Origin of the sequence: Actinomyces ruminicola (genome assembly GCF_900103885.1) — a bacterium.
GTDB classification, from domain to species: Bacteria; Actinomycetota; Actinomycetes; order Actinomycetales; family Actinomycetaceae; genus Actinomyces; species Actinomyces ruminicola.
Window position 1 is genome coordinate 736,520 of sequence record NZ_FNIM01000001.1, and the last position, 25,703, is coordinate 762,222.

The 25,703-nt window shown below is 69.3% G+C and carries 25 protein-coding genes and 1 tRNA gene; 7 read left to right on the forward strand and 19 right to left on the reverse strand.

Going from position 1 to position 25,703, the window contains the following annotated elements:
• Window positions 1–28: 28 nt before the first annotated feature.
• A complete protein-coding gene (locus BLR49_RS03145; RefSeq protein WP_092533112.1) occupies window positions 29–484 on the reverse strand; it encodes a hypothetical protein in 456 nt (151 codons plus the stop codon).
• Window positions 485–955: 471 nt separating this feature from the next.
• Here BLR49_RS03145 and BLR49_RS03150 point away from each other — a divergent pair, with 471 nt between their 5' ends.
• Window positions 956–2,545: an OmpA family protein gene (locus BLR49_RS03150; RefSeq protein WP_245690345.1), complete on the forward strand. Its 1,590-nt coding sequence runs from the start codon at window positions 956–958 to the stop codon at window positions 2,543–2,545.
• 14 nt (window positions 2,546–2,559) lie between these two features.
• On the opposite strand, the gene BLR49_RS03155 is transcribed toward BLR49_RS03150, so the two are convergent.
• From BLR49_RS03155 to BLR49_RS03180, 6 genes are all read right to left on the reverse strand, one after another.
• Window positions 2,560–4,998, reverse strand: coding sequence for a serine/threonine-protein kinase (locus BLR49_RS03155; protein WP_092533115.1), 2,439 nt, complete (start codon window positions 4,996–4,998; stop codon window positions 2,560–2,562).
• Window positions 4,999–5,247: 249 nt separating this feature from the next.
• Window positions 5,248–5,937 carry a 50S ribosomal protein L1 gene (gene rplA / locus BLR49_RS03160; protein ID WP_092533118.1) on the reverse strand — a complete coding sequence of 230 codons (690 nt, stop codon included), beginning with the start codon at window positions 5,935–5,937 and terminating at the stop codon, window positions 5,248–5,250.
• Between the two features lie 82 nt (window positions 5,938–6,019).
• Window positions 6,020–6,451 carry a 50S ribosomal protein L11 gene (gene rplK, locus BLR49_RS03165; protein ID WP_092533120.1) on the reverse strand — a complete coding sequence of 144 codons (432 nt, stop codon included), beginning with the start codon at window positions 6,449–6,451 and terminating at the stop codon, window positions 6,020–6,022.
• Window positions 6,452–6,652: 201 nt separating this feature from the next.
• Window positions 6,653–7,384, reverse strand: coding sequence for a transcription termination/antitermination protein NusG (nusG, locus tag BLR49_RS03170; protein WP_092533123.1), 732 nt, complete (start codon window positions 7,382–7,384; stop codon window positions 6,653–6,655).
• A 73-nt stretch (window positions 7,385–7,457) separates the two neighbouring features.
• Complete coding sequence (secE, locus tag BLR49_RS03175; protein WP_092533125.1) at window positions 7,458–7,694, reverse strand: preprotein translocase subunit SecE; 237 nt, start codon at window positions 7,692–7,694, stop codon at window positions 7,458–7,460.
• A gap of 94 nt (window positions 7,695–7,788) precedes the next feature.
• Window positions 7,789–7,861 (reverse strand) — tRNA-Trp (locus tag BLR49_RS03180).
• Between the two features lie 174 nt (window positions 7,862–8,035).
• On the opposite strand from BLR49_RS03180, the gene BLR49_RS03185 reads away from it, so the two are divergent.
• On the forward strand, window positions 8,036–9,250 hold the full coding sequence (locus tag BLR49_RS03185; protein ID WP_092533128.1) for a pyridoxal phosphate-dependent aminotransferase: 1,215 nt from the start codon (window positions 8,036–8,038) through the stop codon (window positions 9,248–9,250).
• A gap of 722 nt (window positions 9,251–9,972) precedes the next feature.
• Here BLR49_RS03185 and BLR49_RS03190 read toward each other — a convergent pair.
• Window positions 9,973–11,427 carry an alanine/glycine:cation symporter family protein gene (locus BLR49_RS03190; RefSeq protein WP_425425748.1) on the reverse strand — a complete coding sequence of 485 codons (1,455 nt, stop codon included), beginning with the start codon at window positions 11,425–11,427 and terminating at the stop codon, window positions 9,973–9,975.
• 146 nt (window positions 11,428–11,573) lie between these two features.
• Window positions 11,574–12,821, reverse strand: coding sequence for a protein kinase family protein (locus BLR49_RS03195; protein ID WP_092533134.1), 1,248 nt, complete (start codon window positions 12,819–12,821; stop codon window positions 11,574–11,576).
• 159 nt (window positions 12,822–12,980) lie between these two features.
• Here BLR49_RS03195 and BLR49_RS03200 point away from each other — a divergent pair, with 159 nt between their 5' ends.
• Entirely contained in the window at window positions 12,981–14,000 is a 1,020-nt protein-coding gene (locus BLR49_RS03200; RefSeq protein WP_092533137.1) for an adenosine deaminase, read from the forward strand.
• A gap of 8 nt (window positions 14,001–14,008) precedes the next feature.
• Here the strand turns inward: BLR49_RS03200 and BLR49_RS03205 are convergent, their stop codons facing one another.
• The 3 genes from BLR49_RS03205 to BLR49_RS03215 form a co-directional block, all read right to left on the reverse strand.
• Window positions 14,009–15,301, reverse strand: coding sequence for a UDP-N-acetylmuramate dehydrogenase (locus BLR49_RS03205; protein ID WP_092533140.1), 1,293 nt, complete (start codon window positions 15,299–15,301; stop codon window positions 14,009–14,011).
• 77 nt (window positions 15,302–15,378) lie between these two features.
• On the reverse strand, window positions 15,379–15,477 hold the full coding sequence (locus BLR49_RS03210; protein WP_003792170.1) for a 30S ribosomal protein bS22: 99 nt from the start codon (window positions 15,475–15,477) through the stop codon (window positions 15,379–15,381).
• Between the two features lie 191 nt (window positions 15,478–15,668).
• The gene (locus tag BLR49_RS03215) at window positions 15,669–15,911 is read right to left on the reverse strand and encodes a helix-turn-helix domain-containing protein (protein WP_092533143.1); all 243 of its coding nucleotides are present in this window, start codon (window positions 15,909–15,911) and stop codon (window positions 15,669–15,671) included.
• A gap of 373 nt (window positions 15,912–16,284) precedes the next feature.
• Between BLR49_RS03215 and BLR49_RS03220 the strand changes: the two genes are divergently transcribed.
• Entirely contained in the window at window positions 16,285–17,631 is a 1,347-nt protein-coding gene (locus BLR49_RS03220; protein ID WP_245690378.1) for a TrkH family potassium uptake protein, read from the forward strand.
• Here BLR49_RS03220 and BLR49_RS03225 read toward each other — a convergent pair.
• A complete protein-coding gene (locus BLR49_RS03225) occupies window positions 17,621–18,253 on the reverse strand; it encodes a TetR/AcrR family transcriptional regulator (protein WP_092533149.1) in 633 nt (210 codons plus the stop codon). The genes BLR49_RS03220 and BLR49_RS03225 overlap by 11 nt on opposite strands.
• A gap of 204 nt (window positions 18,254–18,457) precedes the next feature.
• On the opposite strand from BLR49_RS03225, the gene BLR49_RS03230 reads away from it, so the two are divergent.
• The 3 genes from BLR49_RS03230 (at window position 18,458) to BLR49_RS03240 (ending at window position 20,174) form a co-directional block, all read left to right on the forward strand.
• Window positions 18,458–18,889 (forward strand): hypothetical protein, encoded by a 432-nt coding sequence (locus tag BLR49_RS03230; RefSeq protein ID WP_092533152.1) that lies wholly within the window; start codon window positions 18,458–18,460, stop codon window positions 18,887–18,889.
• A complete protein-coding gene (locus BLR49_RS03235) occupies window positions 18,874–19,404 on the forward strand; it encodes a hypothetical protein (protein ID WP_143013685.1) in 531 nt (176 codons plus the stop codon). Before BLR49_RS03230 ends, BLR49_RS03235 begins: the two co-directional genes overlap by 16 nt.
• 101 nt (window positions 19,405–19,505) lie before the next feature.
• Window positions 19,506–20,174 (forward strand): potassium channel family protein, encoded by a 669-nt coding sequence (locus BLR49_RS03240; RefSeq protein WP_092533157.1) that lies wholly within the window; start codon window positions 19,506–19,508, stop codon window positions 20,172–20,174.
• Window positions 20,175–20,239: 65 nt separating this feature from the next.
• On the opposite strand, the gene BLR49_RS03245 is transcribed toward BLR49_RS03240, so the two are convergent.
• From BLR49_RS03245 to BLR49_RS03270, 6 genes are all read right to left on the reverse strand, one after another.
• Complete coding sequence (locus BLR49_RS03245; protein WP_218121288.1) at window positions 20,240–21,526, reverse strand: endo-1,4-beta-xylanase; 1,287 nt, start codon at window positions 21,524–21,526, stop codon at window positions 20,240–20,242.
• A gap of 77 nt (window positions 21,527–21,603) precedes the next feature.
• Complete coding sequence (locus BLR49_RS03250; RefSeq protein WP_092533163.1) at window positions 21,604–22,344, reverse strand: SDR family NAD(P)-dependent oxidoreductase; 741 nt, start codon at window positions 22,342–22,344, stop codon at window positions 21,604–21,606.
• A 100-nt stretch (window positions 22,345–22,444) separates the two neighbouring features.
• On the reverse strand, window positions 22,445–22,816 hold the full coding sequence (locus BLR49_RS03255; RefSeq protein WP_143013686.1) for a tautomerase family protein: 372 nt from the start codon (window positions 22,814–22,816) through the stop codon (window positions 22,445–22,447).
• Window positions 22,816–23,898: a Gfo/Idh/MocA family protein gene (locus tag BLR49_RS03260; protein ID WP_092533169.1), complete on the reverse strand. Its 1,083-nt coding sequence runs from the start codon at window positions 23,896–23,898 to the stop codon at window positions 22,816–22,818. The genes BLR49_RS03255 and BLR49_RS03260 overlap by 1 nt, the downstream gene beginning before the upstream one ends.
• A 65-nt stretch (window positions 23,899–23,963) precedes the next feature.
• Entirely contained in the window at window positions 23,964–24,752 is a 789-nt protein-coding gene (locus BLR49_RS03265; protein ID WP_092533172.1) for a carbohydrate ABC transporter permease, read from the reverse strand.
• Between the two features lies 1 nt (window position 24,753).
• Window positions 24,754–25,686, reverse strand: coding sequence for a carbohydrate ABC transporter permease (locus tag BLR49_RS03270; RefSeq protein WP_218121289.1), 933 nt, complete (start codon window positions 25,684–25,686; stop codon window positions 24,754–24,756).
• Window positions 25,687–25,703: the final 17 nt, after the last annotated feature.

The window sequence follows — 25,703 nt, forward strand, 5'->3', positions numbered from 1 at the left end:
AGATGGTTGCCACATCGAACACCGGAGGCTAGTAGCGCAGGCCACCGCCGAGCTTCTCACCCTGGTCACCCCAGCTGCGGCCGCCCTGCGGCATGGTGCTGGTCCCGCCCCGGGCCAGCGACGCGAGCACACCGACGACTCCCGCGACGAGGGTCTCAACCAACGCGGCGTCGAAGGCATGGCCACCGAACACATGCACGCAGACGACGCCCGCGGGGATGAAGAAGGCGTAGGCAACCACATGGGCGACCGCGAGCCCACGATCGATGCCTCCTCGTCGTTCAAGCAGTGCCATCCCGATGATGCTTGCCACGAACGCCCAAGCGGCATCGGCGAACAGTAGGACGCGCACCGCGAGCAACGAGCCCAGGTGAATCGAGCCGTCCAGGGGCAGGGGCAGGTGGGGTAGCGCAACGATTCCTGCCGTTCCGAGCGCCGCCACCGCAACCAGGTTGCCGGGCACCAGCGTGGTGTCGTGTCCCATGCCTTCCTCCCATGCGGGTGCGAGGAGGGCCTTCGCGGGTCCTCCCCGGGCGCGCGCCCTGGGCCAGGGAGACCAGGGATCGGCACGCCGGACGCCAGGCTAGGCAGGCGCAACGCCGTCGCCCAGAGGCGCGCGCCCCTGGATGCGCCCCGGCTTCGCCCCGAAACGCGCCCATTCACATGCGCCTCCGCGTTCGAGGCCGCACACGGCACGACGGCCGCACGGACGGGACTCGTCGACACGATGCGCGCCTTTCGGTCGGGAACAGGAACACGTTGAACGTAACGCCTGTGTCACGCGACCGCCATGGGGAGCACTGCCCATCTGCCCGGGGACAACCGGGGACCACCCGGGCACACCCGGATATACCCGGGGAGACGTTGACTTCTGCCCATCGCGGCAGGGGCGGTTCGGCAATAACGTCTTCGCGTCAGCTCATTCGAGTTCAGACGACTTCAGAAAGGCGCATTCATGCACTCCTCAACCCTCACTCCCAATGGCCTGACCCGCCGCACCATGCTGTCCCTCCTGTCGCTGGGCGCAGCCGGCACCGGCCTGGCCGCCTGCGCCGGCAGTCCTCTTCAGCGCGTGGCGGAGTCGACAGACGATCCTGCCGGCCTCACGGCCTCCCCGGCGGTGAGCGCGCCCCCGGTGCCGACCGCCGACGCCGCCGGCGCCGTCGCCCTGTACTCCGCGCTCGACGGCGTGGCGGCGACCTTCCGAGTCGGCCCCGCCACGGTGCAGGACGGTTACACGCTTGTGCGCGTGGAGGTGTCCACCGACTCCGACGAGGAGTTCACCCTCTCCTCGGCCTTCAGCGGATCCTCCCCCTACACGATGCGTGGAATGCGGCTGCTGTCGCTGCGCCAGTCTCTAGTCTTCCCCGAGCTCGGGGACCGTTCGGACGGGTTGTTCGACACCATCTCCCGGCTGTCCTCGGTGGAGGTGTTCCCGGTCTTCGAGGCGGTCGGCGACGACGTCGAAACCGTTGAGCTGTTCCTCCCGAGCGTCGGCGTGGCGGTGGGCGTCCCCGTGGTGAGCCCCGAGGACGCCGGCTTCGAAGCGGGCGAGGTGCTCAGCGTGGCGGAGATCGACCGTGAGGCCGATCCCGGTCCCTACCGGCTCAGTTCGCTGGTGGTCGCCACCGACGGCTCCTACGACACCGACGTCGACGAGGAGTCGACGACCGTGACGGTTTCCGGCGACGTGACCTTCGGTTCCGACTCGACCGAGTTGTCGGCACAGGCGGACGAGGTCCTGGCGAAGGTGGTCGAGCAGCTGACTCGCTACCCGTCCGGCGGGAAGCTGTCGGTCACGGGTCACACCGACGACGTCGACGAGGAGGACTACAACCGGACCCTTTCTGAGCAGCGCGCCCAGGCGGTCGCCGACCGATTGGGCGAGCTGACGGACCTGTCCAGCTGGGACACCAGTGTCACGGGCAAGGGCGAGTCCGAGCCCCGGGCCGAGGGCACCTCGGACGAGGCGCGCGCCGCCAACCGGAGAGTCGAAGTGTTGATGACTCCGAAGAACCCCGCGGAGGCGAGCGCCCTGTCGACGGCAGCTACTCCCCCGGCCGACCAGGCCGACGCGTCACCGGGGCAGATGCCCCGCTCCGTCGGCCCGGCGGGCACGGGCGCCGACGGCGTGGACGTGCGCATAAGTGATCAGACGGTGCATTTGTCGATGGAGAGCGTGACGCGCGTGGGCGACTATGTGACCGGATCGCTCCTACTGAGCGCGCAGGAGGATGTGTCCATCACGGTGAATCTGTTCGCCCTGCCCAATGAACTGCAGATCCTGCACTGGCCGGCCTCCTTCACCGCAGCCCACAATCCGACGCTGCTGGCGGGCGGCGCACGTTACCTGGCGGCCAACTATCTGGATGCCGAGAGCGAGTACGTCCCGGTGACCAACCGGCGGGTGCGCAACATCGTTCCCGGCGAGGCCATGCGCCTGCCGGTCGTCTGGCCCTACCCGGGTGCCGACACCGTAACCCTGGACCTGCCCGGCAAGAACCTGGCCGCGCGCCTGACCGACATCCCGGTCGCCCAGGCCTGAGCGGGCCCGGCGTCTCACTGCTTGACGAGCCCGTGTACGACCAGGTCGGCCCCCTCGGCCACCAGGATGCGCGGGACGCCCGCGGCCTTGCCGGCTGCGTTGTCCGACGGCGGGAGCACCCCCACCAGGGTGCCCGCCACCTGCCAGAGCTGCTCGCCGCCGTCGAGGTCGTAGGCGATCACGTTGTCGCCGGTGGCGTCCTTGCGCGAAGAGGGCTGTCCCATGGTGAACAGCACGCCCTCGTCCTTGCCGATGAGACCCTTCGGGGCGATGATGCAGGCCTCTCCTTCGGTGCGCTCGGGCACGGCGTAGGCGACCCCACCGGGGCCGGTGGCCGTACAGGCGACCGTATTGACGTTGATCCCCGCCTCCACGCCGGAGCCGCGCAAGCGCACGCCGCCCTCATCCACCACGCTACGCAACAAGGCCACGAGCTCCTCCGCACTCACCTCGCCGGAGACCACCCAGTCCGAGCGAGTGTCGGCCCCGTCCACGGTGCCGACCTCGGTGCCGGTGGCGTCGTAGACGGTAGTCGCATTGCCTTCCACCTTGTAGAAGGCCTGCGTGCCGACGTCGGTGCCGATGCCGCCGGGTAGGAAGGAGTCAAAGTCGGGGGCGTCCTCGGCCGCCTCGGACAGCAGCACTTCGCCGGTTTCGGCGGACAGCACCAGCAGCCGCCCCGAACCGGTCTCGTAGGTCAGCACGAAGCCCGCGCTTACGCGTGCCTTGCGGAATCCGCCGTCACGGCGCCACAGCTGCTCACCGCTGGCATCCAGGGCCACGAGCGAGCCGGAGTAGTAACCGTCAACCACGATGGCGGCGCTTCCGCTGGTTCCCAGCCAGGTGCGGTCCTCGAGCGAGATGGCGTCACCGGTATCTGCTCCGTCCAGGCCGACCAGGTGCACGGTCTCATCCTGGACGCACAGGAAGCTGTTGCTGGTCCAGAAGCCCGCCGAGTCGCAGTCGCCTGACCAGACCGGGGCCTGATTCGCGGCGTCCAGGTCGTACAGCGACCAGTAGCGGTAGCTGGTCTGCGCCGCCAGCGCGCCGTGGTCGGGAGAGATGCGGTAGTCATTGACGTCAGTCAGCCGCTGCAGCTCGACCGGGTCCGCCTGGGCGGGCAGGGCGGCGACGGCGGTCGCCGGTGCGGCCGCAGCACGGTGTCGCCAGATGAGCAGCCCGCCCACTGCCAGCGCGACCACGACGACGGCGCTGATCACGCCGATCAGCACGCCTCGCCCCCCACGACGGCCGCCCTTTCCCGCACGACTCCCATGGCCTGCGCCGCCCGCCGTATCCGGCGGGGCCCAGTCGGCCGATGGCGACGACGGGGGCATGGGAGAGGCCGGCTGCGGTGCACCGGTGATCCGGGTCCGCACATCGGCCTCGTTGGGCGCCGGTACGTCGGCAAGCCTGGCGGGCTCGTGGGCCGCGACCACGGTCGGGGCCACCGCCAGCGGCGCGGTCGGCGGCGTCCCTGCACCGGGCCCACCCGCGCTGAGAGGCGCCGGCGCTGTGTCTGGCAGGGTGCCGTCGTCGGCCCACACATAGGGAACGGGAGCCGGCGCCGACGGCGGTGGAGTGGATCGTCGCGGTGCCGCCGCCGCACCGACCAACTCGGGGACGGCGGCCTCCAGCATGGCGGCGACCTCGCGGGCACCGGGGCGGGCGGCGGGCTGCTTGGCGAGCATGTGCTCCAGCACGCCCCACAGGGCGTCGGGCACGCCGTCGGGGCGGCCGGGGGCCCGCCGGGCGTGCTGGGCGAGCACCTGGGTGGGGGCACCCACGAACGGGGTGATGCCGCAGGCCGCCTCGTACAGCAGCACACCGAGGGAGTAGACGTCGGCGGCGGGCGTGGGGGCGGCGGGGTCAAGGATCTCCGGCGCCATGTACAGCGGGGTGCCGATGGCGCCGGTGGCGTGGGAGGAGGCGACCGTGTCGCAGATGCGGGCGACGCCGAAGTCGGCCAACCGGGGCGTCCACTCCCCCGCGGCCTCCCCCGAGCCGGCCGCGATGAGCACGTTGGCGGGCTTGATGTCGCGGTGAACGATGCCCGCATCGTGCACGGTAGCCAGTCCCAGAGCCAGCATTGCCCCGACCCGGGCCACCTCGGCGGGCGGCAGCACGCCCCGCTCGTTAAGGAGGCTCCGCAGGTTGCCGCCGCCCACGTAGTCCATGACGATGGCGAAGCGGCTGCCCTCGACCACCATGTCCTGCACGCCGACCACGTAGGGGGAGGACACGCGCATCAGGGTGGCGCGCTCCCGGATGAAGCGCTCGACGACGCCGGCGTCCTCCAGCAGATCGGCGCGCAGCAGCTTGACCGCCAGGGGGCTGCCGGGAGCGTCGGTGCGGTGGGCCAGCCAGACCTCCCCCTGCGCGCCCGCGCCTATGCGCGTATCCAGCACATAGGAGCTGCCGAGGCGTTGGGCGGCATCGTCGGTCGGGGGCATGGGCGTCTCCTCGAGGGTGGGGGAAGCGGGGCGGGGCGGACTCCTCGGTCCTGCCGCCTGTGGGACATCCTAAACGGAAAGTCTCGTTCGGATGACGATCAGTCCGGAACCATATCTACCGAACTCGGCACGTGACTTCTACCGATCTCGGCGAGGGGTGCGGCCGGTTCCGGGGACGCGAAGACAGCGGGCCGACCCCCGCGTGGGGAGCCGACCCGCCGACTCAGTGCGCGCTAGCGCTCAGAGCATTCAGAGCTTGGCGACATCCATGGGGATGCCGGGGCCCATCGTCGTCGCCATGGTCGCCTTAAGGATGTAGCGGCCCTTGGAGGCAGACGGCTTGAGCCGCAGCACCTCCTCCAGCGCGGCCTGGAAGTTCTCGGCCAGCTGCTCCTCGGTGAAGGAGGACTTGCCGATGATGAAGTTGAGGTTGCCCGCGCGGTCGACGCGGAACTCGATACGACCGCCCTTGATGTCGGACACGGCCTTGGCCACGTCCATGGTCACGGTGCCGGTCTTGGGGTTGGGCATCAGGCCGCGGGGGCCGAGCACCCGGCCCAGGCGACCGACCTTCCCCATGAGGTCGGGGGTGGCGACGGCGGCGTCGAAGTCGGTGTAGCCTCCGGCGACCTTGGCAATGAGCTCGTCGCCGCCAACCTCGTCGGCGCCGGCGGCGAGGGCCTGCTCGGCCCGCTCACCCTGGGCGAAGACGACCACGCGGGCGGTCTTGCCGGTACCGTGCGGCAGGGACACGGTGCCACGCACCATCTGGTCGGCCTTGCGGGGGTCAACGCCCAGGCGGAACACGACGTCCACGGTGGAGTCGAACTTCGTCACGGACGTTTCCTTGGCCAGCTTCACAGCCTCCGCCGGGGTGTAGAGGATCCCGGACTGGATCTTCTCCGCGGCGGCGCGGTAAGCCTTGCTGCGCTTAGTCATCTGCTTCTCCTTAGCAGTCGTGGTGAACGGGCCGCGCAGGCCCTTCCACGCATAATGGATTAGAGGAGTCGAGGGACTGGTCTCAGGCCTCGACGGTGATGCCCATGGAGCGGGCGGTGCCGGCAATGATCTTGGCGGCGGAGTCGACGTCGTTGGCGTTCAGGTCGCGCATCTTGGTCTCGGCGATCTCACGCAGCTGGGCCTGGGTCAGCGAGCCGACCTTGTCCGCGTGCGGGCTGGCGGAGCCCTTGGATACGCCTGCGGCCTTCTTGATGAGTTCGGCGGCCGGCGGAGTCTTCGTCACAAAGGTGAAGGAGCGGTCCTCGTAAACCGTGATCTCCACCGGGACGACGTTGCCGCGCTGGGACTCGGTCGCAGCGTTGTAGGCCTTGCAGAACTCCATGATGTTGACGCCGTGCTGACCGAGCGCGGGGCCGATCGGCGGGGCGGGGTTGGCCTGGCCGGCCTGAATCTGGAGCTTGATCAGCCCGGCGACCTTCTTCTTAGGAGCCATGGGTAACTTGGTCTTTCTTGTCCGGATTGCTGCACACCTGCCGTGCAGCGAGTGGTTGCGTTGGTACGCGGGCGCGTACCGGGCACGCGAGCGCCCATCTTAGACCCGCGCGCACACCTGCGAGACACCCGGTGGGCGGTCTCACATGCATGGGCCGCCGCATCCCGCCGTCGACCGGGACGGCCGGGGCGGGAGCGGCGGTCAGATCTTGGCGACCTGGTTGAAGGCGAGCTCGGCCGGGGTGTCGCGGCCGAACAGGGAGATGAGCACCTGCAGCTTCTGGGTGTCGGGGTGAATCTCCGAGATCGTGGCGGGCAGCGACTCGAAGGGACCATCGGTGACGATGACGGACTCGCCCACGGAGAAGGCGACCTCGTAGACCTGACCGTCGGCGGCGACCTGGGTGCCGGCGCCCTCCTCGGGGGCGGCGGTGGCGGCCGCGGCGCGCTTGGCGGCGACCTCCTCGGGAGTGGGGCCGAGCTGGGAGACGACCTCCTCGAAGGTCAGCGGCACCGGGTCGTAGCGATCGCCGACGAAGCCGGTGACGGCAGGGGTGTCCTTGATGGTGCGCCACACCTGCTCGGAGGTCTCCGGGTCATCCAGGTCCATACGCACGAACACGTAGCCGGGGATGCGGACCCGCGAGACCTCCTTCTTCTTGTTGCCGTTCTTGATCTCGATGACCGTCTCCATGGGGGCGACGGCGTCGAAGACATAGTCCTCCAGCTCGAAGTTCTCCGCGCGCGCCATGATGTCCGCGGCGACGCGCCGCTCATAGCCGGAGTAGGTGTGCAGCACGTACCACTCGCCCGGCAGCGAGGACATCTGCTTGCGGAACTCCTCGACCGGGTCGATCTCGGCAGGCTGGTCCTGCGGCGCGGCGGCCTCCGCCTGGTCGACGGCGGGCTCCTCGGGGATGTTCTCCTCGGACACGGTGTTTCTCTCTCCTCGGACTGGAATATGACGACGGCGGCGACTGACTTTAGGCGGGAAGTGGATCGGGCGGTCAGGCGAAGACCCACATGACGAGCCGGTCGAAGACGGCGTCGAGAACCCCGGTGAACAGCATGATCGCCAGGATGAACACGACCACCACTGCGAAATAGGTCCACAGCTCGTTCCGGGTGGGCCAGACCACCTTGCGGAGCTCGTCGATCACCTGCCGGAAGTACAGGGAGATGCGGGAGAAGGGGCCGCGCCTCTGCTTCCGCACGCCCTTCGCGGCGCTGGCAGTGTTGCTCATGCTCTCGTGATCCTCGGGGTCGACGGTCCGGTCACGCCCTGACGGGCGAGAAGACGGAGCCGACGGGATCTCCCGACAGATCCGCCGTTCTCAGCAGGGCAGGCGGGACTCGAACCCACAACCGCCGGTTTTGGAGACCGGTGCGCTACCAATTGCGCCACTGCCCTTCAGCGGCCACCCATCTTGCCACATTGCGCGGCGAATACCGAACTCCAGCTCAGTGGGCTGCGCCACGTCCGCGGCGCGGTGTCCGGACTGCAACACCTGAGAGCCTCGCCACCTCACGCCGCATAGCGGGACAGCGGTGCCGCCCTCCGGTGGGAGCATGAGACTATCTGCCCGTGAGTACTGCACCCAGGAGTCGTGTATCCGCCCGTCTGGCCGCCATCTCCCCGTCGGCAACCCTCGCTGTCGACGCCAAGGCCAAGGCCCTGCGCGCCGCGGGCCGGCCGGTCATCGGCTTCGGCGCGGGCGAGCCGGACTTCGCCACCCCGGACTACATCGTCGCCGCCGCCGTGGCCGCGGCCCAGGACCCGGTCAACCACAAGTACTCCCCCGCCAAGGGGCTGCCCGAACTGCGCGAGGCCATCTCCGCCAAGACGCTGCGGGACTCCGGCTACCTGGTCTCGCCGGAGGACATCCTGGTCACCAATGGCGGCAAGCAGGCCGTCTTCCAGGCCTTCGCCGCACTGGTGGACCCGGGCGACGAGGTGCTGATGCCCACCCCCATCTGGACCACCTACCCGGAGGTAGTGGCCCTGGCCGGCGGCACCACCGTGGAGGTGTTCGCCGGCGCGGAGCAGGACTACAAGGTCACGCTCGAGCAGTTGGAGGCCGCCCGGACCGAGCGCACCAAGGTGCTGCTGCTGTGCTCGCCGTCCAACCCCACCGGCGCCGTCTACACCACCGCCGAGCTGACCCACATCGGCCAGTGGGCGCTGGAGCACGGCATCTGGGTGGTCACCGATGAGATCTACGAGCACCTGCTCTACGACGACGCCAAGCCCGCCCACATCGTGGCGCTGGTGCCCGAACTGGCCGACCAGACGGTGGTGCTCAACGGGGTCGCCAAGACCTATGCGATGACCGGCTGGCGCGTGGGCTGGATGATGGGCCCCACCGACGTCATCCGGGCGGCCGCCAACTTCCAGTCGCACCTGTCCAGCAACGTGGCCAACGTCTCCCAGCGCGCGGCCCTCGCCGCCGTGGGCGGCGATCTCTCCGCGGTGGAGCACATGCGCGCCGCCTTCGACCGGCGGCGTCAGCTGATCGTGTCCATGCTCGGCGAGATCGACGGGGTGAAGGTCCCCACGCCCAAGGGCGCCTTCTACGCCTACCCGAGCGTGGAGGCGCTGATCGGCAAGTCGCTGCGCGGGCACGTGATCGACTCCTCCGCCACACTGGCCGAGCTGCTGCTGGAGTACGCCGAGGTGGCCGTGGTGCCCGGTGAGGCCTTCGGCCCCTCCGGCTTCCTGCGCATGTCCTACGCCATGAGCGACGACGCCATCACCGAGGGCGTCACCCGCATGCAGGAGCTGCTGGCCGAGGTCGACTGAGTGCTACGCAAACGGCTACTGGCCGCGGCGATCGGCATACTGGCCGTCATCGCCGCGGCGGTGGTTTACATGTTCTGGTGGCCACTACCCCAGGGCGCCCCGGAGCTTGCCCCCGAGGTAGAGGCGCTGCGCAGCCAGGCCACGGGCTACGTGGAGAACCAACCCGGAAGAGGAAATGACTGGTCTCTAGTTCTCGGAGCCACAAACGCCGAAGCCGTGTGGGTCCATTTCACCAGGGGAGGTGAAGCAGTTCCACACACACAGATAGATGTCGGTTCATCCGCCGAAGTACTCGGTTGCACCATCACCGTCTTGGAGTCACACCCCGAAAGGCCGCGAGGCCGGGGCGCAGGTTCCGCATCCAGTTGGGCGCTCATCGCCGTCCAGTGCCCCGAGTCGCCCGTCGCAGACGCCACGGCACAACGGGGCGATCCAGCCTCCGCTTCCACACCCTGACGCGTTTTGGGGCCGTCAGGCTCTTTCGGCTTGGAGGTGTGGTCGTATGCATGGCGGGGCATACACCAACACGCGGACGCCCAAAGTGATGCTCCTATGTGTGTCAAGCGGTGGTGAGGTATTGGTCGTAGGTGGTGGCGAGGTGGCGGTCGTGGTGTTTGCCGCGTTCGAGTTCGCTGATGCGGGCGGGCCAGGTGTGTAGGGCGGTGGCGGCTTGAATTGTCAAGCCCCGGGGGCTGACAGCCATACATGGGCGAGTCCGCCGCTCAGGCCTCGACAATCGCCTCCGCATGCTCCGGGACGGAGGTGAACTCTTCCCCGGGGCGGCGCAGGTGCGGATCCTGGGCGAGGTAGGCCTTGGTCTCGCGGGCGATCAGGCCGGACAGCAGCACCAGGCCGATCAGGTTGGGGATGGCCATGAGCCCGTTGGCAATGTCCGCGAAGGTCCACACGTCATCCAGGCTGGTGACGGTGCCCAGGAAGATCAGGACCGTGAAGAACAGGCGGAAGGGCAGCACCCCATGCACGCCCACCAGCCGCACGATGCAGCGCTCGCCGTAGTAGGCCCAGCCCAGGATCGTCGAGCACCCCAGGAAGATGAGCGAGACCGACACGATGTAGTGCCCCCACTCTCCAGGCAGCCCGGTGGTGAAGGCATTCGCGGTCATGGTGGCCGGGTCGGCGCCCGTCCAGGCACCGGTCGACAGCACCACCAGGCCGGTGCAGGTGACCACCACGAAGGTGTCGATGAAGGTCTGGGTCATGGACACCAGACCCTGACGAGCCGGGTGGTTGGTCTTGGCCGCAGCGGCGGCGATGGCAGCCGATCCCATGCCGGACTCGTTGGAGAAGATGCCGCGGGCCATCCCGTACTTCAACGCCATGAGCATGGTCGAGCCGGCGAAGCCGCCGACGGCGCCGTGCCCGGTGAAGGCGTCGGCGAACACCATCGCGAGCGCTGCCGGGATCGCCGTGATGTTGACGGCCAGGATGTAGAAGCAGCCGCCCACGTAGAAGACGATCATCATCGGCACGAAGGCCGCCGTGACGCGGCCGATGGACTCGATCCCGCCCAGGAGCACGCCGCCGATGGCGATCGCCATGATGATGCCCACCAGCGCCGGATCAGCCCCGAAGGAGTGCTGCAGCTGGGCTGCGACCGAGTTGGACTGGGTCATCGAGCCGATGCCGAAGCAGGCCAACAGCGTGGCGACGGCGAAGAACACCGACAGCGCGGTGCCCAGGCGCCCCTTGATCGCGTGCTGCAGGTAGTACTGGGGGCCGCCGGACTTCTGGCCGTTGGCGTCGGTGGTGCGGAAGCGGACGGCGAGGAAGGCCTCGGAGTACTTCGAAGCCATGCCGAAGAAGGCGGTCACCCACATCCAGAACAGGGCGCCGGGACCGCCCAGGTGGATGGCGGTGGCCACGCCGATGATGTTGCCGACGCCGACGGTCGCGGCCAGCGCCGTGGTCAGCGCCTGGTAGTGGGAGATGTCGCCCTCGGCCGTGTCCACCTCGCCGTCGCTGCGGTCCACGAAGGCGAAGCGCAGCGCGGGGAAGAGCTTGCGCAGCTGGACGGCGCGCAGTCTGAGGGTCAGCCAGATCCCGGTGCCCAGCAGCAGCGGGATCAGCAGCCACGGACCCCATAGGAAGTCGTCGGCTGCGGACAGGGCCTCGCTGAACCCGGCCGGGCGCAGGGCCGACGCCGGCGCCGCGGTCACAGTGGCGAGTGACAGTACGGGAGTGGGGGAAGTGAGCACGGGATCTGCCTTTCCGCCGGCGAGCACCGGCGCACACAGGTTAAGCAGGTGCGCAGTTACGAGCATGTGACTGTCCACAACGTGGCCCCCACCCCGCCGTCCTCGGATCAGTGGGCGCCGCGGCGCGCCTGGATCTCCCGCGCCTGTGCCAGCCAGGACTCGGCCCGAGCCAGACGGCCCTCGGCGTCGGCGCGCCACGGACCGCCGTCCTCTCGGCGAGCACCGGCCACCAGGGACAGCACCACGCCGGCGCAGCGAGCGCGCAGCGCAACCGGGTCCACTTGCCGCTCCGCCAGACGGGTCCAGGTCTCCAGCACCGGCCGCAGATGCGGGTAGGACGCCGGCGCCAGGTGGTCCAGGACGCTGACGTGCCCGAGCAGGCAGGCCAGGTCGTCCACGCGGCGGCCGGGCCCGAGGGAGTCGACGTCCAGGAGGCTGGCGACCCGCTCCCCCTCCATGAGCACGTTCGCCTCGTAGAAGTCGCCGTGGACCGGGACGACCGGCCCCGGGTCTGACGCGGCCATCAACTGCTCGACGCCCTCGGCGATGGCGCGGGCGCGGGCCATGTGCTCGGGCAGGACGGTGGCGGCGGCGTGCGCATAGTGACGCGCGCGTTCGGCCCAAGCCGGGTGGGCGGTCAGCTGGAGGGCGGCGGCGGGCAGGGAGTCCAGCAGCCCGGACAGCCCGTTGAACACGCGCACCGCCTGTGACTCATCCATGCCGCGTGAGAGCAGCCCGGACAGGGCCACGCCCCGGCCGGTGGACAGCAGCACCAGGCCGTCCCGGTCATCGCGCAGCACGTCCGGCGCGGGTACGCCCGCCGCGCGCAGCATCCGGTGCCGCTCGGCGAAGGCCGCGGACTGGCTGGGACGCAGCACCTTGGCGTAGGCGGTTGAGGAGTCCGGGTAGGTCACCCGCACCACGGCGCGGCGGGTGGGCCGGTAGGCGACCATGGTGGCCTTGACCGGGGTGCCCAGGCGCTGAGACAGCAGCGAAGGCGTGCAGGCCACCGCGAGCGCGGGCAGCTCCGGATCTGCCGGATGCCGCCAGACGTGCACGATCGGCCCGTTCCCGCCGGTGGGGGCCACGCGCGTCAGGCCCGCTGCCTGCGGGTTTGACAGACGCGCCGTGGTGGCGCACAGATACTCGGTGGCGCGAGCGCCGTCCGGGCGGGCGACGACGGCGGTGTACCCGACCGAGACCCCGGCACCCGGCCGGTGGTGCACCGAGTGGACCTCCCAGCTCATGAGCTGCTGGCCTACCGGAGCCAGCGCCGCCGCCAGCACGGAGGCGGCACGCCCCCCGGTGAGCAGGGCGACCTCCTCGGGTTCATGACCGGCCATGACGGTGCTCATGGGAACAGTCTGCCCCACCGGCCTCCCCCGACCGGCCGAAAGCACAACTCGATCCGGTCAGCGTTCGGCCCGCAACTGCCGTCGCCAAGGCGCCGCGGCCTGCCGCGCCTGGGAGCGTGCACGCGCCGGTGTCTGCGCGGGTGGTGGCACAATCCCGCCATGCGCGACCTCGCCGCCCTGCCCAAGGCACACCTGCATCTGCACTTCACGGGCTCCATGCGCCTGGAGACGCTGATCGAGCTGGCATCCTCGGCAGGCGCTCGGCTGCCGGCCTCCTTCCTGGAGGGCGATCCGCTGCATGTGCCCGCGGACCACCGCGGCTGGTTCCGTTTCCAGCGGGCCTACGACACCGCCCGTCACCTGGTGGTCACCGAGGAGATCATGCGCCGCATCGTGCTGGAGGCGGCGCTGGACGATGCCGCCGAGGGCTCGCGGCGCCTGGAGATTCAGGTCGACCCGACCTCCTACGCGCCCTTCGTCGGCGGTATCACCCCCGCATTGGAGATCATCCTCGACGCCGCCAGGCAGGCCACCATCCTGTCCGGGGTCGAGGTGGCGGTGATTGTGGCCGCCTCCCGTATCCGTCACCCCCTGGACGCCCGCACGCTGGCCCGGTTGGCGGCCCGTTACGCGGGGGATGAGCCCGGCACCGTCGTCGGCTTCGGACTGTCCAATGACGAGCGGGCGGGCCAGACCTCGGCTTGGGGGCCGGCATTCGCGATCGCCCGTCGGGCCGGGCTGGCCTCCCTCCCCCACGGCGGGGAGCTGCTGGGACCCGAGCACGTGCGCGACGTCGTCTCCGCCCTCGGCCCCACCCGGATCGGCCATGGGATCCGCACCAGTGAGGACCCCGGCCTGCTGGACGCCGTCGTCGCGGCGGGCGTGAGCCTGGAGGTGTGCCCGGCGTCGAACGTGTGCCTGGGCGTGTACCGGGAGCCTGGCGACGTGCCGCTGCGCACGCTGCTTGAGCACGGCGCCCAGGTGGCGCTGGGCGCCGACGACCCGCTGCTGTTCCAGTCCCGGCTGGTCAACCAGTACGAGATCGCCCGCGGGCTCGGGCTGGACGACGCCGCCCTGGCGGAACTCGCGCGCGGCTCCATCCGCGCCTCGCTGGCCTCGCCCTCCTCCAAGCAGGCCTGGCTGGCACAGGTGGACGCCTGGCTGGCCGCGGACGCCTGAGCGGGCGGCTAGAAGCCGACGTGTACCGGCTCGGGCACGAGCGTGACGCCGAAGCGCTCGTGCACCCCGGCGACGACGGCGTCGCGCAGCGCGGTCAGGTCGGCGGCGCGAGCGCCTCCGCGGTTGGTCAGGGCCAGCACGTGCTTGGTGGACAGGCCGGCGGCGGGGTCGGCTCCGGCCTCCGGCAGGGCGAAGCCCTTGCCGAATCCGGCATGGTCGATGAGCCAGGCTGCTGAGGTCTTGACCAGGCCCTCGACCACGGGCGCCTGCCGGGTGCCCGCCACCGCCCGGGAGTGGTCGGTCACCGGGAAGCGGGGGGCGGCGGCGGGCAGGGCCTCCGCCTGCTCGCTGGTCAGGATGGGGTTGGTGAAGAAGGAGCCCGCGGACCAGGTGTCGTGGTCGGCGTCGTCCAGCACCATGCCCTTGGAGCGGCGCAACTCGAGGACGGCATCGCGCACCGCCCGGGCGTCCACCCTCTCGCCCACCTCGACTCCCAGGGTGCGGGCCAGTTGGGCGTAGGCGATGGGTGCGGACAGGGATGCGGCCCGCACCGAGAAGGTAACCGACAGCACCACCCAGCGGCCGGTGGGGCCCCAGGTGCGTCCGCCGCCGATGTCGGCGTCGGTCAGGGACCGTTTGAGGTCGGAGTCGCGGTAGCCCAGGCGCAGGCGGGCCAGCGGGAGCTGGACGGGCCGCCCTTCGGCCCGGTCCCAGACGCGCACAGAGGCGAGCAGCTCGGCGACCTCCGCACCGTAGGCGCCGATGTTCTGCACGGGGGCGGCGCCGACGGTGCCGGGGATCCCGGACAGGGGCGCGAAGCCGCCCCACTGGTTGGCGATGGCCTCGCGTACCAGGTCGTCCCAGGTGGTGCCGGCGGTGGCGGTGAACTCCACTCCCCCGCAGCGGTCGTCGGCGGACAGGGTGACCTGCCGACGGGCGTCGCGCACGACTACCCCGGGGAAACCCGCGTCGGCGGCCAGGATGTTGGAGCCGCCCCCGATCACCAGCAGGGGGGTGCCGACGGCGTCGGCCTGGCGGACGGCGTCGATCAGCTCGGCCTCGGTGTGGGCCTCGACGTATCTGCCTACCGGGCCGCCCACGCGCAGGGTCGTCAGCTCGGCCAGCGCCGGTGCCCGCCCGGCCGGAGCCTCCTCACCCAGCGGGCGGGCGAGCGCCGGGACTGGTGCGGGCCAGTCGGCGGGGTCGGCGTGCACGGAGATCGGCGTTGTGCACGCCTCGGTGCCGGACAGCGGCGCTGGGGTGCTCAGGCCGAAGCGGCCGACGTCGGGGGGTAGTTGCATGTGTGCTCCGCTCAAAAGTCGGCTGCCCGGGCCGACAACGTGCGTGCCCGGGGAACGGGCCCCGGGCACAGATCACTTCACTTCTTGTTGCGGCGCTGGTGGCGCGTCTTACGCAGCAGCTTGCGGTGCTTCTTCTTGGCCATGCGCTTGCGACGCTTCTTAATGACAGATCCCATTGAGGCTCCTCGTTATTGTTCGTGCCGGCCTGCTCGCGCGGCCGGCGGCGCCGGCGCGTAGTTGGACGAGCGTGGTGGCCGGGCGCCGGATGCGTCGGCACTCACGGGGCCGCCCGCCAGTGCTGGCGGTCAGCCGGAGCGACGACGGGCAGTGCCCAACCACACGGGTGACGGTGGGATTGTAGCGGGTCTCAGGATCCGGTCGACGCGGAGTCCTCGTGGCCCCAGTCACCCAGGCCTGCCGCCAGGTACTGCTGCACCGCACGCTCGGGGACGCGGAAGGAGCGCCCGACCTGCATGGCGGGCAGGTCGCCGGAGTGGACCATGCGGTACACGGTCATCTTCGATACGCGCAGCATGGCTGCGACCTCGGCCACAGTGAGGAAGCTGGGGGCGCCCGAGGCGCTGGGTGGGGTCGAGGTGCCCGATGCCATGGCTGTGGTGTCCTGTCGTCAGGTCGGAGTGGACGCGAAGAGGGGGCCGGACCGTACACGACCCCGCGCGGCTTTGGAACGGGTCCAATATAACCTGTGTCCCAACTGTCGCACAGGCTATTTCCTCCCCCATTTGTCACGCGCGCCGCATCTCACACATCCGTCGCGCCCGGGCGGGCGACGCCGGGGGCTGCACAGCTCGTCGCAGTACACGTCATGGCTCACCATGGCCCACAATGGCTCTGTGTCCAATGCCGCCATGATGGGAACCGCCGAACCCACCGACCCGCTGGATCCGGACCGCCCGGACGACCTCGCACGTGAGCTGGCCGCTCAGGAGGAGTCCTCCGCGATACGCCGCCTGCTGGCCCGCATGGGGCTCCGCAGCCGTTTCGAGCGGGTGGCGCGCTTCTCGCCCGCACGCCTGGCGCTCACCGTGTTCGCGATCATCGTCGCCGGCATCGCCGCCCTGCTCAGCCTGCCGGTAGCGACCGCGAGCGGCGAGCGCGCCCCCTTCGTGGACGCCCTGTTCACCGCCACCTCGGCGGTGTGCGTCACCGGGCTGACCACCGTGGACACGGCCACCTACTGGTCGCCCTTCGGGCAACTGGTGATCATCCTGGGCGCTGGGATTGGCGGCCTGGGCATTATGACGCTCGCCTCGCTGTTGTCATTCGCCGTGTCCCGGCATCTGGGGCTGACCCAGCGCATGCTGGCGGCGTCGGAGAAGATGTCCGGAATGGGCGATGTCATGTCGCTGCTGCGCGCCGTCGCCTACACGGCCTTCGGCGTCGAGGCGGTGCTCATGCTGGTGCTCCTGCCCCGCTTCCTCACTCTCGGACTCGACCTGGGGCATGCCGCCTGGTACGCGTTCTTCATGGCGCTGTCGATCTTCAACAACGCCGGATTCGTGGTCATGCCGGAGGGGCTGTCCCCATACGCCAGCGACTGGTGGGTGGGACTGCCGATCGTGCTGGGCACCTTCCTGGGGGCGATCGGCTTCCCGGTGATCCGCGACGTCTTCCGCAATCGCCGCCGGCCCCGGCAGCTGACGCTGCACAGCAAGCTCACCCTGACCACCTACACCGCGCTCAGCGCGTTCTCGGCGGTGGCGATCGGTGCCTTCGAGTGGAACAACCCCAACACCTACGGGGCGCTGTCGACGGGCGGGCGCATCCTGACCGCCCTGGTCAACTCCGTCAACGCCCGCTCCTCGGGTCTGTCCACGATCGCCCCTGAGCACATGCACGAGTCGACCTGGCTGCTGCAGGACGCGCTGATGTTCATCGGGGGCGGCTCCGCATCCACGGCGGGCGGCATCAAGGTGTCCACCTTCGCGGTGCTGGTGCTGGCGATCCTGGCAGAGGCCCGCGGCGATCAGGACATTGAGGCCTTCGGCCGCCGCATCACCCTGTCCACCGTGCGACTGAGCGTGGCCGTGGCGTTCATCGGGGCGAGCATCGTCGGAGTGGCCTCGCTGGCGCTGCTGGAGCTGACCGATCTCACCCTGGATCGCATCCTGTTCGAGGCGATCAGCGCCTTCGCCACCGTGGGCCTGTCCACCGGCATCACCCCCATCCTGCCGCCGGGGGCCAAGTACGTCATCATCGTGCTGATGTTCATCGGACGCGTGGGCACCATGACCGCGGCCTCGGCCTTGGCGCTGCGCGAGCGCCGCCGGGTGATCCGCATGCCCGCCGAGCGCCCCCTCATCGGCTGAGGGGCTCTCCTCGGCCGCCAAGCAGGTCGGTCAGAGCGCGCGCGGTGGCGGCTACGTCGTCGTCGAACCGCCCCGACTCGCCCGTGACGATCTGCTGGACCAGCAGGCCCATGGCCGCGTTGTGCACGACGGCGGCGGCCGCCCCCAGGTCTACACCCGGCGCGATGTCGCCGCGCTCCTGCCAGCGCCCGAGGATTCCGGCGATCTCGGCGCGCACGCGGGCGTAGCGCTCGGCGTTGATGGCCCGCAGGTCCGGCTGCTGCACCAGCTCCGCCCAGATGGCGACTTGGAGCTCGGCGCGACCGGCCTCGCCCTGCTTGTACTTCCAGGCCTGCTCGACGGCGTCCACGAAGGCCGCTTCGAACGGTGGGAGTTCCTCCGCCGCGGACAGCTGCGTCACCCACTCGACCACGGGATCGACGGCCTGGCCGAGCACCGCACGGATCAAGGACCGCTTCCCCTCGGGGAAGTAGCGGTAGACGGTGCTGGAGGACATGCCGGCCTCGGCGATGATCTCATCCATTGAGGCACCGTCGAAGCCGCGCCTGGCGAAGCATGCCTCCGCCGCGGCCACGATGCGGGCGGTTTGACGGTCTCGATAGGACTGGGTGACGCGCGGCATGCGGCCAGGATATGCGGAGCGTCCGGCTCGGGGCTGCCCCGCTGTCACGCCCCGAACCGGAAGAGCCGGATACGGCGCGACGACGCCGGCCTGCCCGAGCACGAGTCGACACCTTAAATCGCAACGACTGTTTTGACACACCTCCCCTCCACCCCTGACACCCCCGGGCAAATAGCAGCGATTGTTTTCGACAGGAGAGAGTCGATGACCACCTCCCACGCATTCGACCCTGATGGCACACCCGTGGGCGCGCCGGGATTCCCGGCCCCCACCGACCAGGCCTTTCAGGCCACCCGTTGGGCGGAACTGATAGGCCCGCGGGCGATTGAGGAGATCCGTACCCTTTCGCCGCTGTCGCACACGAATTCCGGCTGGGTCGGGGCGTACCTGCACCTGGCGCGCGGCGCCCGGGCGGCGGGCAAGGAGTTCGACGCCGTCGTCTATGAGCGCGCAGCCCAGTTCCTCATGCCCGGCGACGACCCGCGCCAACTCCCCATCCGCGAGCGCTTCGTGGAGCTCATGCGGCAGCGCTTCGACCTGTCCCCCGTCCGTGTGCCCTGCGACGGCGCCGCCCTGCCCGCATACGACCTGCCCGCTCGGGGGCTCGGGGCGGGCGGGTCGTGGCCTGGGACGTGATCGATGACTTCCTCGACGTCGTCGTGCGGCAGGCGGTGCCGACGCCTCCGCGCGCAAGCCGGATCTTCGCCGGATCTCCGCGCCGTCTGATGAACCGGACGCTCGCAGTCGCCAGCAGGCGGCCCGTCCTCCAATGGGGATTGGAACAGGGGATGCGGGTGACCGGCACCGATTCACCGGCACAATTCCTACGGTTCGCTGGGCGGCTGCACACCCGGGAGGTGTCCGCCAAGGTGCGCGCCGACGTTCTGCTGCTCGCCGGAGCACAGGACCACTACGTGCCCCTGACCCCACTGCCGCGGCAGGTGCGCACTCTGACAGCGGCCCGTTCGGTTACCACCCGGGTGTTCACCGAGGCCGAGGGATGCGCCTCGCACTGCCAGGTCGGGAACCTGGGCCTGGCACTGCGCACCATTTGGGCCTGGGAGGAACCGCTTCTCCCCCGCGAGCGAGGCAGTTGGGCTACCGATTCTCCCGGGCGGCTGTCAGCGTGCTGCTCACGCCCGTCTCAGTAGCCATATTGACCTACCCCAGCGGTGATATCGACCGGTCTTGAGGGAAGGGGACTACCGTTGGGTGCAGTATCTGTCTGGACCCGCACCCGCCACGAGGACTCATGCCTGACCGCACCGCTTACAACGACTCGACCCTGGTGATCGGGCTCGGCCGCTTCGGCTCCGCCATGGCCGCCACCCTGGACCGCCTCGGTCGGGAGGTCCTGGCCGTCGAGCGGGACCCCGTCCTCGTGCGTCAGTGGACCGGACGCATCCCCCTGGTCGAGGCTGACGCCACCGACATGGAGGCCCTGGAGCAGCTGGGGGCCACCGAGTTCGGCACCGCGGTGGTGGGTGTGGCCACCTCCTTGGAGGCCAGCGTGCTGATCACCGGGAACCTGGTGGACCTGGAGACCCCGCAGATCTGGGCGAAGGCCGTCTCCCGCGCGCACGGCCGCATCCTGCGGCGCATCGGCGCCCACCACGTGGTCTACCCGGAGTTCGACGCCGGACAGCGCGCCGCCCACCTGGTCTCCGGCCGCATGCTGGACTACATCGAGATGGAGAAGGGCGGCTTCACCATCGTCAAGATGCGTCCGCCCGCCGAGCTGCACGGCTTCACCATCGGCGAGTCCAAGATCCGCTCCCGCTACGGCGTGACCGTCTTCGGCCTGATGAGCCCGGGAGAACCCTTCGAGTACGCCACCCCGGCCACCCTGGTCTCCCCCGACGACGTGCTCGTGGTGGGCGGGGACGCCATGCTCCTGGAGCGCTTCGCCAACCGCAACTGATCCGGCCGATTGACCGTCGTCGCGCGGATCGGCCTCCACCCTCCGATCCGCGCGACGACGGCGTCTCATCCCCGCAGCGTGACGGTCACCTGTGGCACATCGGGCGCCGAGTCGAGCACCATCTCGCCGCTGCGCTCGGCGGCAGTGACCCGGTAGGTGCCGCGGAAGCCGGACAGGCGCAGCTTTCCCTCGACGTCGGTGCGCACAGTCGTGGGCGGCGTCCACCACTGGCCCTTGACCAGGTCGTGCAGGGCCGCGTAGCTGGGCTTCAGGGTGCCGTCGGCGCGGGCGAAGCCGACCGGGGCGCCCAGCCAGGCGCCGTCGTCGGTGAAGCCCCAGTAGGTGATCGCCTCGACGGCGGGGTGGGAGGCGAGCGTGGTGTAGTGGCGGCGGATCTCGTCGGCCTGGCGCTCCTCGCCCTCCGGGGTGCTGGGCCACTGCGGGATCTGGTAGTCGTTCAGGTCCACGATCTCGGGCGGCATGAGGTGGCCGGAGACCAGCGTGGTCTCGGTGAAGTGCAGCGGCAGGCCGAAGCGGCTGAAGCGCTCGAGCACCTCATGGGTGCGCTCCTCGCCCCAGTAGCCCTGATGCATGTGCGACTGCAGGCCGATCGCGTCGATCTTCACCCCGGCCTCCAGGCACTCCTCGATCAGCTGGGCGTACTTCTCGCTCATGTTGAAGTCGTTGAGCAGCAGGAAGGCGTCGGGGTTGGCGGCGCGGGCGGTCTCGAAGGCGAGCCGCACGATGCCCACGCGGCCGAGGCGCTGGGCAAGCGGGGTGATGGCGTTGTCCTCGGCGGTGAAAACGGGCATGATCACCACCTCGTTGATGGCGTCCCAGGTGTCCACCAGGCCACGGAAGCCGGCCGCGTCGCGGGTGATGCGGGCACGCAGGATGCGTTCGACCTCCTCCGGGTCGCGCCCCAGCAGCCACTTCGGCGCCATGGTGTGCCAGGCCAGCGGATGCCCCTTGACGTCGGCCCCGTGAGCGCGGATCCAGCGGGCGGTGCCCACCAGGCGCTCGGTGTGCGGCTGTCCCTCCTCCGGCTCGAATGAGCGCCAGTAGAAGGGCAGGGTGGTGACGTTGAACAGGTCGAAGAAGCGGTCCGTCAAGGTCTCGGCCAGCTCGGGCCGGGCCCCGCCGAACAGGCTGTCCGCGTTGGACTCCTCCCCGTTGGCGACGGCGACGAAGTCGAAGCCGATGTTGCCGATCCCCAGCTCGTGCCGGGTCTGCTCGACGACGACGTCGGTGTCCGCCAGCGGCGCCCCGTCGGGCCCGGTGACGGCTATGACGCGCTCGGACAGGCGGTGGCGCATGGCTGGTGGGACGGTTACGGTACTTACGTGGTTCAAGGCTTGCTCCTGTGGTAGCGAGTCCGCGTGCACAGACTCATCGTGTGCGGAAACAGTGGTGGATTCGCAGTGGGGTCTTAGATCTGGCTCATGCCGCCGTCGATGACCAGCTCCGCGCCGGCCACGTAGGCGGAGTCCTCGGCGGCGAGGAAGACGATCGCGGCGGCGGTCTCATCGATCGAGGCGATGTGGCCCACGGGCACCATGCTCGTGATCCGGTCGATGGCCTCCTGCCCGCCGACGAAGGCGGCGAAGCCCTCGGACATGGTTGGTCCCGGGCTGGCCGCGTTGACCCGGATGCGTCGCTCACGCAGCTCGGCGGTGAATGTGCGCGCGAGCGAGCGCACGGCGGCCTTGGAGGCGTTGTATACCGAGTGTCCGGGGTCGCCGTTGGAGCCGGAGATGGAGGACAGCAGGACTACCCGCGCGCCGTCCCGCAGGAGGGGCAGGGCCTTGCGGACGGTGAAGTAGGCGCTCTTGACGTTCAGGTCCATGACCCGGTCGTAGGTGTCCTCGTCCATCTCGGCCAGCGGCCGGTCACCGCCGCCGCCCGCATTGGCGACGATGACGTCGAGCGGGCGCCCGAGGGCCGCGATACGCCCCATGAGGCGGTCGAGGTCCTCCATGCTCGAGGCATCGCCCTGGACGGTCAGGCAGTGCTCGCCGAGTTCCCGGCGCGCCCGAGCGAGCATGTCGCTGCGGCGTCCGGTTACGACGACGTCCGCGCCCTCCGCGATGAGGCGGCGCGCTACGCCGTAACCGATGCCGGCGGTGGCGCCGGTGACGAGCGCGAGTTGATTCTCGAATCTACGTTCCATCGTTTGTCCTTCTGTGAGATGTCGGGCTCGCCGGGAGTGCGGACGAGCATGGATTCGGAAGGGGGACAGCAGCCGGATGTCCCGCCCCGGCGACCGGGCGTCAACCACGCTCCCCGCGCGCGCCCGGGTACCAGTCCTCAAGCTGGTTCTCGGTCACCGCGATGAAGACGTCGTCCGGTCGAGCGCCCGCGGCCTCCAGGTGCCGTGCGACCGCCTGATGCATGGAGCGCTTCTGCTCGACTCCATAGATCCGCACCATGAGCACGCGCACGATGACAACGTCCTCACGCCGACCACCGAGATAGGTGGGGTGGGCGATGATCTGCTCCTTCGGCAGGGCGTGGATTACTTGGAAGCGGTCCTCCCGGTCCATTCCGAGGCCCTCGACAAGGCCCTCATGAATGGCGTCGGCGTACTTCCGGCGGGTCTCCTGGGACAGTGCGTCGGAGAGCTCGATAGTGACCAGTGGCATCAGGCCCACACCTCCTTGGCTGCGCGAACATTGCGTCCCCTCTGGATGGATTCCTCAATGGCCAGGGCGAGGTAGTGGTCCTGGCATGCCTCGGCAAGCGGGTAGGGCTCCGGGCCCTCACCGCGCGCCCACGCGCCGACCTCGAGGAGGAAGGAGGCGACAGCGATGTCGTCCTCCGAGAAGCGGCTTCCCGGCCAGGGATTGCGATAGACGATCTGCCCGTCGAAGGCGACGGCGGCGAGCTCGTTGCCTTCGAGGTTCATGTCGACTCCAAGCCGCCTATAGCTCAGAGGAGACGAGACGACGTCCTCATCTGTCAGGCGCACGACCTTGTCGTCGACAATCTCCCCCTTTTCGCCCCGCACCAGGATTCTCCGCGACAGCAGGGGGTTCCACCACTGGTTGTCGGTGAACAGGTACAGGCCGCAGCGTCCGTCGCCGAAGTCGAGCGTGGCGATGGTGGTGGCCGCCTCCTTGGGATGTGGATCGGACTCCCACCCGGAGAAGGACAGCGGATCGACCAGCGGCGCCGTGAACCGGTGCGCGTTGACCACTGCCTCCTCCATGCCGGCACCGAGGAAGCTCCTGATAAGGGACATCGAGTGGTACATATGGGTTGAGGCGACCTCCACGAAGGTCGGGGCCCCAATCACACCCCGGTCCACGACGGCCTTGCGGCTTGCGTGGCCGGGCATGCGCAGGTATTGCTCTGCGACCTGGACGAGGCCCGTGGACCCGATGTCGTGCCATAGCGCCCGTAGCCCCTCCAGGTCCGGCGCCGGAGGGGTCTCGGCGAGGACCTTGACGCCGCGAGCGACGAGGTCGCGGACGACCTCGGGCATCGAGGACCAGGAGACGCAGGCGATGACGAACTCCGGATCGGTGGCGAGCAGATCCTCCACGGCGGAGACAACCGGGACGTCCCAGCCGTCGCGAATACGGGAGCGGGAGGACTCCGAGCGAGCCAGTACCCCGGTGCAGTTCAAGACTTCGGGGACTGTGGCGGCAATGCGGAGGAAGAACTCCGATCTCCACCCGGCCCCGATTACTGCGAAGCGGATGGGAGGCGATGATGTTGTCATACTGCTCGGCTTTCGTGTCAGCGGGCGAAGCAGCGCCCTGGGTGGATGTGACAATGAGGAGACCACTACTTGAGTGCGCCGGCCGCCATGCCCCGCTCGAAGTACTTCTGGGCGGACAGGTAGGCGATCACGGCCGGCACGGCCGTGATTACCGCGGCCGCGAGCACTCCGGTCTGGTCGTTGGTGTACTGGCTCGTGAAGAACGAGGGCAGGAGCGTGACCACCTGTTTGCCCGGATCATTGAGCATGAGCATCGGCAGAAGATATGAGTTCCAGGAGTTGATGAAGGTCAGTAGGACGATCGTCGCGGCAATGGGCCGTGTCAGTGGAAGGATGACGTGGCGGAAGACCTGCAGGATGCTCGCTCCGTCGACTTTGCCCGCCTCCATGAGCTCGTTGGGGATGCCGCCCACGTAATTGCGGGCGAGCAGGACCGTGAAGGGCGTCTGCAGCGCCGCAAGAGGCAGAATGACCGCCGCATACTCGTTGTAGAGGTCGAATCGTGAGGCCATGACGAACAGCGGCGTGAGCAGGACGGCCTCGGGCATCGTCAGCGCCGCCAGCAGCGCCCAGAACCAGATCTCCTTGCCGCGGAACCTGAGCTTGGAGAAACCGAAGGCGGCGAGCATTGTGACCACGTAGACGATCACGACCACGCTGACGGCGATGATGGCGCTGTTCCTGAAGTAAGTCGGCACGACGCCGGTCGCGAAGACCTTCTGGTAGTTGCCGATGCCACGGCCCGCGAACGATCCCTGCACCATCGCCATCAGCGGGAGCAGGAAGGGGACGGTCAAGACCGTGGCTAGAGCCTGGATCAGAACCCTGGAGCGTCGGCTACGAGAGTCGAACATGTCAGCTCGCCCCCTTTCTGCTGCGGACGCTGGAGGAGACTCCGCCGACAATGGCGAGGACAAGCAGGATCACCGCGACGGCAGCCGCATATCCGAAGTGCTTCTCCTGCACCATGGTGTGGTAGATGTAAGTGCCGAGGAACTCGGTGCCGTGGTTCGGTCCGCCCTTGGTCACGAGGTAGGGCACGTCAAAGGTCTTCAGGGCGCCGATGAGGCCGAGAATGGCCAGCGCGCCGGTGGTTCCCCTGCACATCGGCCAGATGATCGAGCGCATGGTTCGCACGCCTCCGGCACCGTCGATCCTTGCGGCCTCGAGTATCTCGGAGTCTATCTGACTCATCGCCGCGTAGTAGAGGATGAAGGTCATGCCGGTCCACTGCCAGACGGTGACCACCATGACCACCCCCATCGCGGTGGACGGGGAGGCGAGCCAGGGCTGGCTCAGCCAGCCGAGCCCGACGTGCTGCAGGAGCCAGTTGAGCTGTCCATCGGCGTCGAAGATCTGACGGAAGACCGGGGCCATGGTCGCGGGGGCCAAGACGGTCGGCACGAAGATGATCACCTTGTACACCGCACCCAGGCGGACCCTGGAATGCAGCAGCGCCGCCAGAATGAACCCCACGGCCGTCTGCACGGTGAAGGTGATGATGAAGAAGTACAGGGTGTGCCACAGGGCTCCCCAGAAGACGTTGTCGCCGACGAGCTCGGCATAGTTCCCCGCACCTATGAAGTCGGGTGCGGAGAGGATGAAACCGTTCCAGTCAAGCGTGGAGACGAAGCCCGTGTACCCGATCGCGAAGTAGACGAGCCCGATGACCAGGACGGCCGCGGGCAGGATCCAGGGCAGGCCCCATGACTGCATGTCGAGGCCACGCCGCGCCGCGGCCTCGGTCCCGGTAGCACGCTTTGCCCGGGCGGGGCGTACGACCGTCATAGCGGTTCTCCACTCGT

Excerpts from the sequence above, each read along its gene's own strand:
- BLR49_RS03145 (WP_092533112.1), bottom strand. The coding sequence starts at position 484 with ATGGGACACGACACCACGCTGGTGCCCGGCAACCTGGTTGCGGTGGCG.
- BLR49_RS03150 (WP_245690345.1), top strand. The coding sequence starts at position 956 with ATGCACTCCTCAACCCTCACTCCCAATGGCCTGACCCGCCGCACCATG.
- BLR49_RS03155 (WP_092533115.1), bottom strand. The coding sequence starts at position 4,998 with ATGCCCCCGACCGACGATGCCGCCCAACGCCTCGGCAGCTCCTATGTG.
- rplA (WP_092533118.1), bottom strand. The coding sequence starts at position 5,937 with ATGACTAAGCGCAGCAAGGCTTACCGCGCCGCCGCGGAGAAGATCCAG.
- rplK (WP_092533120.1), bottom strand. The coding sequence starts at position 6,451 with ATGGCTCCTAAGAAGAAGGTCGCCGGGCTGATCAAGCTCCAGATTCAG.
- secE (WP_092533125.1), bottom strand. The coding sequence starts at position 7,694 with ATGAGCAACACTGCCAGCGCCGCGAAGGGCGTGCGGAAGCAGAGGCGC.
- BLR49_RS03195 (WP_092533134.1), bottom strand. The coding sequence starts at position 12,821 with ATGAGCACCGTCATGGCCGGTCATGAACCCGAGGAGGTCGCCCTGCTC.
- BLR49_RS03200 (WP_092533137.1), top strand. The coding sequence starts at position 12,981 with ATGCGCGACCTCGCCGCCCTGCCCAAGGCACACCTGCATCTGCACTTC.
- BLR49_RS03205 (WP_092533140.1), bottom strand. The coding sequence starts at position 15,301 with ATGCAACTACCCCCCGACGTCGGCCGCTTCGGCCTGAGCACCCCAGCG.
- BLR49_RS03210 (WP_003792170.1), bottom strand. The coding sequence starts at position 15,477 with ATGGGATCTGTCATTAAGAAGCGTCGCAAGCGCATGGCCAAGAAGAAG.
- BLR49_RS03215 (WP_092533143.1), bottom strand. The coding sequence starts at position 15,911 with ATGGCATCGGGCACCTCGACCCCACCCAGCGCCTCGGGCGCCCCCAGC.
- BLR49_RS03220 (WP_245690378.1), top strand. The coding sequence starts at position 16,285 with ATGGGGCTCCGCAGCCGTTTCGAGCGGGTGGCGCGCTTCTCGCCCGCA.
- BLR49_RS03225 (WP_092533149.1), bottom strand. The coding sequence starts at position 18,253 with ATGCCGCGCGTCACCCAGTCCTATCGAGACCGTCAAACCGCCCGCATC.
- BLR49_RS03230 (WP_092533152.1), top strand. The coding sequence starts at position 18,458 with ATGACCACCTCCCACGCATTCGACCCTGATGGCACACCCGTGGGCGCG.
- BLR49_RS03240 (WP_092533157.1), top strand. The coding sequence starts at position 19,506 with ATGCCTGACCGCACCGCTTACAACGACTCGACCCTGGTGATCGGGCTC.
- BLR49_RS03250 (WP_092533163.1), bottom strand. The coding sequence starts at position 22,344 with ATGGAACGTAGATTCGAGAATCAACTCGCGCTCGTCACCGGCGCCACC.
- BLR49_RS03255 (WP_143013686.1), bottom strand. The coding sequence starts at position 22,816 with ATGCCACTGGTCACTATCGAGCTCTCCGACGCACTGTCCCAGGAGACC.
- BLR49_RS03260 (WP_092533169.1), bottom strand. The coding sequence starts at position 23,898 with ATGACAACATCATCGCCTCCCATCCGCTTCGCAGTAATCGGGGCCGGG.
- BLR49_RS03265 (WP_092533172.1), bottom strand. The coding sequence starts at position 24,752 with ATGTTCGACTCTCGTAGCCGACGCTCCAGGGTTCTGATCCAGGCTCTA.
- BLR49_RS03270 (WP_218121289.1), bottom strand. The coding sequence starts at position 25,686 with ATGACGGTCGTACGCCCCGCCCGGGCAAAGCGTGCTACCGGGACCGAG.